Source organism: Micromonospora sp. NPDC050784 (genome assembly GCF_044456765.1).
Classification (GTDB): Bacteria; Actinomycetota; Actinomycetes; order Mycobacteriales; family Micromonosporaceae; genus Micromonospora; species Micromonospora foliorum.
On the sequence record NZ_JBITGG010000037.1, the window covers coordinates 23,574 to 33,431 of the forward strand.

Sequence of the window (9,858 nt, forward strand, 5' to 3'; positions counted from 1 at the left end):
TCATATCACTTTCCGTGGTAGCGGGGACAGGATTTGAACCTGCGACCTCTGGGTTATGAGCCCAGCGAGCTACCGAGCTGCTCCACCCCGCGTCGACTGGTTAAGACTAACCCACCCGTTCCGAACGATGATCAGCGGGGGTCACCAACCGCTGGGGCCCGCCACCCCGGTATGTCGAAAGCCCGCCCCTGGTGGACCGGGGACGGGCTTCGAACTGGTGTTTCTCTCGTAGCGGGGACAGGATTTGAACCTGCGACCTCTGGGTTATGAGCCCAGCGAGCTACCGAGCTGCTCCACCCCGCGTCGGTTCGCTAACCGTAGCGCACCGACCCGGGGCACCGCAAAGCGACTCCGATACCGCCGACACGGACACCTCTGACCTGGGCCGTTGTCAGTCGAGCCAGGTCTCGATCGCCGCGACCGCCCGTCGACTGTCGGCGTCGACCTGGGACCGGACGACAGTCGTGTGCTCCCAACCCTGCTCCCAGAGCACCGTCACCACGTCGCCGATCCGGACCGCCCGGACCAGCCGCACCTCCTCCGATCCCGGCTCGCCCATCCCGTCCGGCATCGGGGCCCGCATCTCGAACAGCACCGACTCGTCCCCGTACGCCTCCGGGGTCAGCAGCCGCTGTCGCCACCTCCTGCTGTCGTCGGGCAGCCTCTGGTCGGGGCAGCCACGCACGGCCTGCCGCAGCTCACGCAAGGCGTCGTCGGCGCGGCCCGCCCGGTAGATGGTGATGGTGTGCCGGTAGCTGCCGTCCGGTACGTGCCCCGTCGGCGTCTCCGCCAACTTGTACGCCAGGTACCGGCCCCGGCGCTGGACCACTGCCGAGTCGCTGGAGAGGCGCGTTCCGCACAGCGTCGGCAGTGCCGGGCCCTCCCCCGACGATTCCAACCCGGTCCGGTTCGGGGCCGCCAGCACGAAGAAGGCGCGGTCCGGAATCGAGGTGGGCGGCCGGGGTGCCGCCGGGCCGCTGACCGGCTGCGACGGCGTACCGCTCGGGGTGGTCCGCGACGGCGGCGACGAGGGCGCCGAGGGCGGCGTAGTTGACGGCGGAGAAGGCACGGTCGCCCCGGTCGGCACCGGGCCAGGCGTGTCGGCGGGTGGCGGCAGCGGTGCGGAACCGTCCGGCGGGTACGCCAGCCGGCCACCGACGGCCACCCCGCCCACGAGCAGCGCCACCGCGAGCGTCGAGCCGGCGACCCGGACTCGTGCCCGCCGGTCGGCGAACCGCCGAAGCGACTCGGGATGGGTCAGCTCGTGGCCGTCCGCGACAGTGCTGAGCGACCGGTACAGGTCAGAGAGTTCAACTGACATCGTTCGCCTCCAACTCCACGGCGCAGAGGTCGGGCAGCAGCGCGGCCAGCCGGGACCGGCCTCGGGACAGCCAGGACTTCACGGTGCCGACCGGGGCGCCGGTCTCCCGGGCGATCTCCTCGACGGACATGTCGAAGAGGTAGTGCAGGGCCAGCGCCTGCCGGTGCGTGGCGGGCAGTTGCCGGAGCGCCCCGACCAGGAGCACCCCGTCCTCGCTCGGCGGGGGCGCCACCGCCGGTGGTCCGCTCCGGCTCAGCACCACCCGCCTACGGTGCAGACGCCGCCACCGGTCGGTCGCCAACCGGGCCACCACGAGCCGCAGCCACGCCTCCGGCGCGGGATGCGACGACAGTCGCCCCCACTGCCGCCACGCCCGGGTGTACGCCTCCTGCACCAGGTCCTGCGCCTCGCTGTGGTCGCCGGCGACCGCATAGCCGTACCGCAGCGTCCGCCGGGCAGTGCTGCGGTAGAAGTCATCGAAACTCTGCGCGTCCCGCACGACTGTTCCCCCTCGTCCCCACCCCGTTGCTTTGAGGACGGCGGACCGGCGTCGCAGGTTGCGGAGGTGGAGGGTGCTGTCGGTGACGTGACAGACACGCACAGATCAGGACAACCGCCGAGCCCCCGCCGTTCGGACCTGATGCGGTCCGCGCGACGGGGGCTCGGAGAGGAACTGCGTGCGGTGGCGGGTCAGCCTCCCGCACTCGGGCTGGCGCCCGGCCCACCGGCGGCCTGTTGCGCCTGCTGGAACGCGGTGAGCGCCTCGTCGAGGGCCTTCAGCGCACGCCCGTACCGCTCGAAGTCGCCGGACGTCTGTGCGGCCCGGACCTCGGTGATCGCGGTCTGCACCCGGTCCGCGGCGGCAGCCAGGTCACCGGTCGGCGGTGGGGTGCCGGGGCTCGGGGTCACCGTCGGCGCCGGGGTCGCCGTCCCCGACGGCGTTGGCGTCGGCGTCGTCGGGTTGCCCCCGGTCGTCGGGGGCGGCGACGTGCCCTGCCCGGCCTTCTTACCCTGCTCGACCAACTGCTTGATGCCGTCGTTGATGTTGTCGGCGAGCGCCACGAAGGAGCCACCGTCACCGTACGAGAGCAGCACCTTCTGCAGCAGCGGGTACGCGTCCTGCTGGTTGCTCTTCACGTAGACCGGCTCGACGTAGAGCATCCCGTCGGCGAAGGGCAACGAGAGCAGGTTGCCGTACTGCACCTGCGCCTGGTTGCTGGAGAGCAGGTTGAGCTGCTGGCGGATGTTCGCGTTGTTGGTCATCTGCTGGTGCACCTGCACCGGGCCGGAGATCCGGGTCTGGTCCGGCAGCTCCAGCACCTCCAGTCGGGGCTTCCCCTCGACGTACGACCCGGAGATCAGCGCGGCGAGGTTCTGCCGACCGTTCGGGGTGACCGCCGAGGTGAGCTGGAACCGTGGGCTCTCCTGCCCCGGGAACTGGGTGAACAGGTAGTACGGAGGCTGCTTCTGGCCGCTGTCCGGCGCGTCCGGCACGTTGGGCACCTGCCAGAAGTCCTGTGCCGAGTAGAAGTCGCCCGGGTTCGTCACGTGGAACTTGGTGAGCAGGTTGCGCTGCACCTTGAACATGTCCGCCGGGTAGCGCAGGTGCTCGGTCAGCTCGACCGGGATCTCCGCCTTCGGCAGCACCAGGTCACCGCCGAACGCCTTGTTCCACGCCTTGAGCACCGGGTCGGTGTCGTCGTACTCGTAGAGCTTCACCGTGCCGTCGTACGCGTCGACGGTGGCCTTCACCGAGTTGCGCATGTAGTTGACGTCTTCCCGGGCCAGCTGGAAGGTGCCCCGGTTGGTCAACTCGTCGGTGGTCTCGGTCTGCAGGTTGACCTTCTCCGCGTACGGGTAGGAGGCCGCCGTGGTGTAGCCGTCCACGATCCACTGCACCCGACCGCCGACCACCGCCGGGTACGGGTCGCCGTCCAGGGTGAGGAACGGCGCGACCTTCTCCACCCGGTCGCGCGGGTTGCGCACGTAGAGCAGCTTGGAGTCCTTGTTGACCGCCTCGGAGAGCAGGAAGTTCGACTCCTGCTCCTTGATGGCGTACAGCAGCCGACTGGTGAAGGAGCCGATCTCCACACCGCCCTCACCGGTGTAGGTGTAGGACTCGCCGCCACCCTCACCGACCGGCCGGTCGAACTCGGCCTTCTTGTTCGGGTCGGACTGCCCGACGATGGCGTAGTCGTCGGCGGCCATCCGCTCGCCGTAGTAGATGCGCGGCTGCTTGGCCGGGATCTGCTCGGTCTGCGAGGAGCACGCCTCCTGGGTCTTCTCGCCGAGGAAGCCGGAGACGAAGAACGGCTGCCCACCGCAGACCACCTGGTTGGCCGGGGCGGCCACCAGCCCGTACCCGTGGGTGTAGACGGTGTGCCGGTTGATCCAGGTGTTCTGCTGGTCGGTCAGCTCGCCGTAGTTGATCTCCCGGACGCCGACGACGTAGTCGGAGACCTTGCCGTTCACGCCGTACCGGTCGATGTCCAGCTTCGGACCGAAGTCGTAGAAGCCACGCACCTGCTGGAGCTGGGTGTACGTCTCGCTGACCAGTTGCGGGTCGAGCAGCCGCACGTTCGACACCACCGAGGTGTCGGTGGCCAGGTTCGCCGGTGGGGTGAGGTTGTTCGCCGCGTACGGGGTCGTCTCGGTGGCCCCCAGCCCGAACGCCGCCCGCGTCGCGTCGATGCTGCGTTGGATGTACGGCGCTTCCTTGTCCTTGGCGCTCGGCTTGACCTCGAAGGTCTGCACCGCCCAGGGGTAGATGCCGCCGATGGCCACCGCGGACACGCCGAGCAGCGCCAGCGAGATCCCCGGCCAGACCAGGTTCCGCATCCAGGCGTTGGAGAACACGAGGATCGCGATCGCCACCACGATGGAGATGTAGGCCAGGATCTCCTTCGCCGGCAGCAACGCGTTGACGTCGGCGTAGCCGGCGCCGTACAACTTGGCGCCCTCGTTGTACTCCAGCAGCATGGCCCGCCGGTCCAACACGTACGCGATCGCCTTCAACAGCACGAAGACCGCGACCAGGGTGCTCAGGTGCGCGCGGGCCGCGTTGCTCATCCGGTCACCGACGCCCTGCAGGCGGACACCGCCGAAGAGGTAGTGCACCGCCAGCGCGCCGATCACGGCCAGCACCACCGCGGTAAAGGCCACCCCGAGCAGGTAACGCCAGAACGGCAGTTGGAAGACGTAGAAGCCGATGTCGACCCCGAACTCCGGGTCCTTGATGCCGAAGTCACCGCCGTTGCGGAAGAGCAGCCACTGGTTCCACCGGTTCTGCGCGGAGAGACCGGCGAAGAGCCCGACCACCGCGGCGGTCAGCGAGATCCAGGTGCCGAGACGCGGGCTGAGCACCATCCGGTAGCGCTCCAGGGTCGCCTGCTCCACCGAGTGCGGACGCAGCCGCGGGCGCAACCGGTAGGCCAGCCACAGGTTGCCGCCGACGATCATCGCCATGCCGAGGCCGATGGCGAGGAAGAGCACCAGGCGGGTGAGCAGGACGCCGGTGAAGACCTCGGTGTAGCGGACCTCGTCGAACCAGAGCCAGTCGGTCCACGCCTGGACACCCCAGCCGAGCAGGGTGAAGAGCACGAACACCCCGACCAGGACAGCGATGGTGACGCGTCCGCGCCGGCTCATCCTCGGAAGGGGGCTGCTGCTACGCATGACCACTGTTGGCTCCGCACGCTCGATATGATCGGCTCCGACCAGGCACCCAGAGTACGGGGTGTTCCTGAGCGTGTCGGGGCACGGTCACACCGGTCAGCAACGCGTCGGTTGACCGCCCGCACGCAACGTCTCCAGTGCGGTCATCGCCTCGTCCAACGAGCCCACCCGCAACAGCGGCAGGTCGGGCTGCGGGTTACGGACCGCCTCCGCACAGTTGTCCGCCGGCACCAGGAAGACCTTGGCCCCGGCGCGCTTGGCGCCGACCAGCTTCTGTGCGATCCCGCCGATCGGGCCGACGGCGCCCTCGTCGTCGATGGTGCCGGTGCCGGCGATGACCTGGCCGCCGGTGAGGTCGGCCGGGGTCAACTTGTCCACGATCCCCAGGGCGAACATCAGGCCGGCGCTCGGCCCACCGATGTCCCCCAGGTCGATGCCGAGCGTGAACGGGTGCGGCTGCTGCTGATCGATCTCGACGCCGATCCGCGGTCGGCCGTCCTGCTCCTGACTGGTCACCGTCGCGGTGGCCGGCACGCCGTCACGGGTGTAGCCGATGGTCAACGCCGTGCCCGCCGGCTTGGCCCGGACCAGCTCGGTGACCTTCGCGGCCACCGGCACCGGCTGACCGTCGACCGAGGTGATCAGATCGCCGGCCTTCAGCGCCCCGGCCGCCGGGCCGTCCCCGGCCACCGTCTTGATCACGACCTGTACCGGGAAGCCCAACTCCCGCAGCGCGGCGGTCTCCGCGCTGGTCTGCGACGCCTTGAAGTCCTCCGCGTTGCGCTGCTCGACCTGCTCCGTCGACTCCCCCGGCGGGTAGACCAGCTCGCGCGGCACCACCGCCTCGTCGTCCGAGAACCAGCCGGCGATCGCCCCCCGCAACCGCACCGTGGGCTGCACCCCCACCGTGGTCAGCCGCAGCTGGCCGGCCGAGGTCGAGGTCTCCCGGCCGGAGACCTGGATGACCTCCTTACCGTCGGTGGTACCGAGGGTGTTGACCGTCGGCCCCGGGCCCAGCACCACGTACGGAATCGGCACCCGGAGCACCCCGATGCTCAGCAGGGCGGTGAACAGGGCACCGAGCAGGACCGTCAGGCCGCGACGTCTCATGCCGCAGAGCGTACCGACCGGTCGCGGGCCATCCGCCGGATGCGCCGCGCGACTTCGCCCTCAGCGCAACGCCAGCGGCGGCGACCTGGGGCGCGGTCCGCGTACCGTAGATGTCGTGCCTGATATTCCGTTCGGTTTCGCGCTCCCGGGTGGGCAGCCACCAGACCCCAACGATCCCGCGCAGATGCAGCAGTTCATGTCGCAGTTGCAGCACCTGCTGTCCGCGCCGGGCAGCGGGCCGGTCAACTGGGACCTGGCCCGGCAGGTAGCCGCCAGCCAGCTCTCGGCCGCCGGTGACCCGGCGGTGTCGATGTACGAACGCAACGCGGTCGAGGAGGCGCTGCGCCTCGCCGACCTGTGGTTGGAGCCCGCCTCGGCGTGGCCCTCTGGCATCCAGAACCCGGTTGCCTGGAACCGCAACGAGTGGATCTTCAAGACGCTGGACGTGTGGCGCAAGCTGTGCGACCCGGTCGCCAGCCGGATGGTCGGCGCGATGGGTGACCTGGTGCCACCGGAGGCGCGCGCCCAGCTCGGCCCGATGCAGTCGATGGTGGCCTCCCTCGGTGGCGCGCTCTTCGGCGGCCAGCTCGGGCAGGCCCTCGGTTCGCTCGCCGCGGAGGTGCTCTCCGCCGGCGACATCGGGCTGCCGCTCGGCCCGGCCGGCACGGCCGCGCTGATCCCGGCCAACATCCGGGCGTACGGCGAGGGCCTGGAGCTGCCCGAGGACGAGGTCCGCCTCTACGTGGCGCTGCGCGAGGCCGCCCACCAGCGGCTGTTCCAGCACGTCCCGTGGCTGCGTGGGCACGTGCTCAGCGCGGTCGAGATGTACGCCTCGGGCATCCGGGTCAACCGGGAGGCGATCGAGGAGGCGATGGGTCGGGTCGACCCGACCGACCCCGAGTCGATGCAGGCGATCGCCCTGGAGGGCATCTTCACCCCGGAGGACACCCCGGCGCAGAAGGCCTCACTGGCCCGCCTGGAGACCGCACTCGCCCTGGTCGAGGGCTGGGTGTGCCACGTGGTGGACAGCGCCGCCAGCGACCGGCTGCCCAACGTCGTCCGGTTGGGCGAGGCGTTCCGCCGTCGCCGGGCCGCCGGCGGTCCCGCCGAGCAGACCTTCGCCGCGCTGGTCGGTCTGGAACTGCGCCCCCGCCGGCTGCGCGAGGCGGCGGCACTCTGGGCCGCGCTCACCCAGCACCGTGGCATCGAAGGCCGCGACGCCGTCTGGGGCCACCCGGACCTGCTCCCGTCGGACGACGACTTCGCCGACCCGGTCGCGTTCGCGATGAACGACATGGACCTCAGCGAGCTGGACAGCTTCGACTTCACCGCCCCCGGCGGCGTGGAGGAGAAGGCCCCCGGGCAGCCCGGCCAGTCGGGCCAGTCGGGCCAGTCGGGCCAGCCCGATGAGACCGACGGTGAGGGCGACGCCAAGTCCTGACGCCCGCGTAACGACGTTCTGCGCCCGGGTGCCCGCTTGATCGACAGCGGGCACCCGGGCGTGTTCGCAGGGCTGGCTGGTCAGCGGGGCTGGCTGCCGGGGGCTCGGCGGCTCGGGTCCTGTCCGCAGGCAGGCTGACGGGTCAGGCGGGTCGGCCCGACCCGGAGAGCAGGGCGCGGGTCGCTTCCCAACCCTCGAAGGCCGGGTCCAGCGTGGCCAGGTCAGCCGGGCCACGCAGTCGTCGCCAGCCGGCGGTGACCGCCACGTCACCCGGTCGCGGGGCATTCGCGCGCGCCTCAGCCGGCGTCGCCGTGTCCAGCTCGAGCGTCGGTAGCCAGCCCGGCGCGGGCAGTCGTACCGCGACCCCGAGCAGACCCGGCCCGCCGCCCTCGACCGGAGCCACCGCAACCGGTCGGCTGGTGAGTGGGCGGAGCAGCTTGCCGACGGTCAGTGCGGGCAGGTCAGGCACGTCACTGACCAGCACGGCCGCATGATCGTACCCCTCCAAGGCGGCGAACACGGCGTTCGGCGTCGGCTCGGCCACCTCGTACACCGCCGTGCCGGGCCACACCAGCGCATCGGCCAGCGCCCGGTCGGCCGGGGTCACCGCGACCGCGACCTCCACCTCGTTCAGCGTGGCGAGCAGGTCGATGACGTCTTCCGCGAGGGCCGCTCGCCACTCCGCCAGGTCAACGCCCGGCGGCGACCAGTGCACCGGCCCGAGCATCGCCACCACCACCCGTCGCGCCATTCCCCGACCCTAGCGCCCCACCACGCGCGCCCACCCCACCCGGCCCTGACCCGGAGCGCCCTGACGCGGCTTGACGCGGCTTGACGCGGCTTGACGCGGCTTGACGCCATGATCGACTCGGCTTCATTGAAGTCGCGGTGTCCCGGCACCTCCGATAGCGCGGCATTCAGGAAGGCGAGTCGATCTAGGCGGATCACGCGCGTCGTAAGCTGTGCGTCAGGTGGGGAGTGGCGCGCAGGAGGCGGCGGCTACTCCTTCGAGGTAGCCGCGGGCGCGCTCCGCCTTGGGGTAGCGACCGACCAACGCCCAGAACCGGGCGTTGTGGCTGGGCACGATGAGGTGCGCCAGCTCGTGGAGCAGCACGTAGTCGATCACCCATTCGGGCATCTCCTGGACGCGGTGCGAGATGCGGATGCTGCGGTCCGCCGGTGTGCAGGAGCCCCACCGGCCGTTCTGGTTGGTGACCCATCGGACGCTGGCCGGTACCGCTTTCGTGGCGTACCCGGCGAGGTAGAGGTCGATGAGCCGGTTGGCGCGAGCCAGGAGCTCGGCGTCGGAGCGGGCGAGGCGCCCCTCCCGGGCGGCGAGCCGGGCGAGCATCCGGTCGACCCACTCGCTCTCCTCGGCGCGGGAGAACTGGTCGGGGATGAGGACGACCACTCGCTCACCGTCACGGTACGCGGACACCGTGCGTCGTCGGCGCTGGCTGCGCCGCACCTCGACGACCGGCTTGCGCGTCCCCGCCATCACTGGCCCGCGCAGCCTCGGCTACGTGTCACGAAGGAAAGCTAATGCGTACTGACCAGGGGTCCGCAAGAGTCAACCGCACGACACGCGCCCAGAAAATGGTGATTGGTCGCCAGGCGTCCCGAAAATTTCTTGACCGCAGCGTCATCGCGCCATCTCGTCACCCTTCGTGAACCCCGATGGCGCCGGTACGCGGCACTCCCCCAACCGTAGGTGATCACGGCTCCGGATGCCGCTGCGGGGGCACTCGCACGGGTGGCTGTCAGGGTTTGGTCGGCGTGTCCCCGCCAAACTGACTTATCCGACCTATTTCGCCATGCACACTCTCGACGTCGACTTGCTCACAGTGTCGATGCACAGCTGACATGGAACTGCCCAGACCTGGGTAGGGTCCGCGGACCAGCGGTCACGAAGGTGGCCGCGGAGTGAGACCCAGCGCCGGCGCCCCGTGTGGCCCGCCGCCGGGCACCCCGCCGGAACGGCATTGACCGGCGGACGAGACGAGGAGGGCACCGTGGCCGACCAGGCCCAGACGACCTACAACGGTTACTGCGTGAAGTGCAAGGAGAAGCGGGACTTCGAGGGGCACGTCGAGGTCTCGAAGACCGGAATGAACATGGCCAAGGGCAAGTGCCCGGTATGCGGAACAACAGTGAACCGCATCCTGGGCAAGGCCAAGGTCTGACCCGAACGGGTGAACGGGGGTGGGGGGGGGGGGGGGGCGCCCCCCCCCCCCCCCCCCCCCGGGCGCCCCCGGCCCCCCCCCCCCCCACACCCCCCCGGCGGGGGGAGACACCCACCCACACAACGAAG

8 protein-coding genes and 2 tRNA genes are annotated in these 9,858 nt (G+C 70.5%); 2 read left to right on the forward strand and 8 right to left on the reverse strand.

Going from position 1 to position 9,858, the window contains the following annotated elements; translation table 11 throughout:
* Positions 1 to 15 precede the first annotated feature (15 nt).
* The 6 genes from ACIBD9_RS31710 to ACIBD9_RS31735 form a co-directional block, all read right to left on the reverse strand.
* A tRNA-Met gene (locus ACIBD9_RS31710) sits at positions 16 to 92 on the reverse strand.
* Between the two features lie 137 nt (positions 93 to 229).
* Positions 230 to 303 (reverse strand) — tRNA-Met (locus tag ACIBD9_RS31715).
* A gap of 88 nt (positions 304 to 391) precedes the next feature.
* On the reverse strand, positions 392 to 1,321 hold the full coding sequence (locus tag ACIBD9_RS31720) for a hypothetical protein (RefSeq protein WP_396723181.1): 930 nt from the start codon (positions 1,319 to 1,321) through the stop codon (positions 392 to 394).
* A complete protein-coding gene (locus ACIBD9_RS31725) occupies positions 1,311 to 1,820 on the reverse strand; it encodes a SigE family RNA polymerase sigma factor (protein WP_396723182.1) in 510 nt (169 codons plus the stop codon). The genes ACIBD9_RS31720 and ACIBD9_RS31725 overlap by 11 nt, the downstream gene beginning before the upstream one ends.
* Before the next feature lie 191 nt (positions 1,821 to 2,011).
* A complete protein-coding gene (locus tag ACIBD9_RS31730) occupies positions 2,012 to 4,996 on the reverse strand; it encodes a UPF0182 family protein (protein WP_396723184.1) in 2,985 nt (994 codons plus the stop codon).
* A 96-nt stretch (positions 4,997 to 5,092) separates the two neighbouring features.
* Positions 5,093 to 6,106, reverse strand: coding sequence for a PDZ domain-containing protein (locus tag ACIBD9_RS31735; protein ID WP_387168954.1), 1,014 nt, complete (start codon positions 6,104 to 6,106; stop codon positions 5,093 to 5,095).
* 184 nt (positions 6,107 to 6,290) lie between these two features.
* Here ACIBD9_RS31735 and ACIBD9_RS31740 point away from each other — a divergent pair, with 184 nt between their 5' ends.
* Positions 6,291 to 7,547, forward strand: coding sequence for a zinc-dependent metalloprotease (locus ACIBD9_RS31740; RefSeq protein ID WP_396723190.1), 1,257 nt, complete (start codon positions 6,291 to 6,293; stop codon positions 7,545 to 7,547).
* 142 nt (positions 7,548 to 7,689) lie between these two features.
* On the opposite strand, the gene ACIBD9_RS31745 is transcribed toward ACIBD9_RS31740, so the two are convergent.
* Both ACIBD9_RS31745 and ACIBD9_RS31750 read right to left on the reverse strand, forming a co-directional pair.
* Positions 7,690 to 8,298, reverse strand: coding sequence for a hypothetical protein (locus tag ACIBD9_RS31745; protein ID WP_396723186.1), 609 nt, complete (start codon positions 8,296 to 8,298; stop codon positions 7,690 to 7,692).
* 216 nt (positions 8,299 to 8,514) lie between these two features.
* Positions 8,515 to 9,045, reverse strand: a complete 531-nt coding sequence (locus ACIBD9_RS31750; RefSeq protein WP_238661599.1) for a M48 family metallopeptidase — start codon at positions 9,043 to 9,045, stop codon at positions 8,515 to 8,517.
* A gap of 514 nt (positions 9,046 to 9,559) precedes the next feature.
* On the opposite strand from ACIBD9_RS31750, the gene ACIBD9_RS31755 reads away from it, so the two are divergent.
* Positions 9,560 to 9,730, forward strand: a complete 171-nt coding sequence (locus tag ACIBD9_RS31755) for a DUF5679 domain-containing protein (protein ID WP_167457767.1) — start codon at positions 9,560 to 9,562, stop codon at positions 9,728 to 9,730.
* The last annotated feature ends 128 nt before the right edge of the window (positions 9,731 to 9,858 follow it).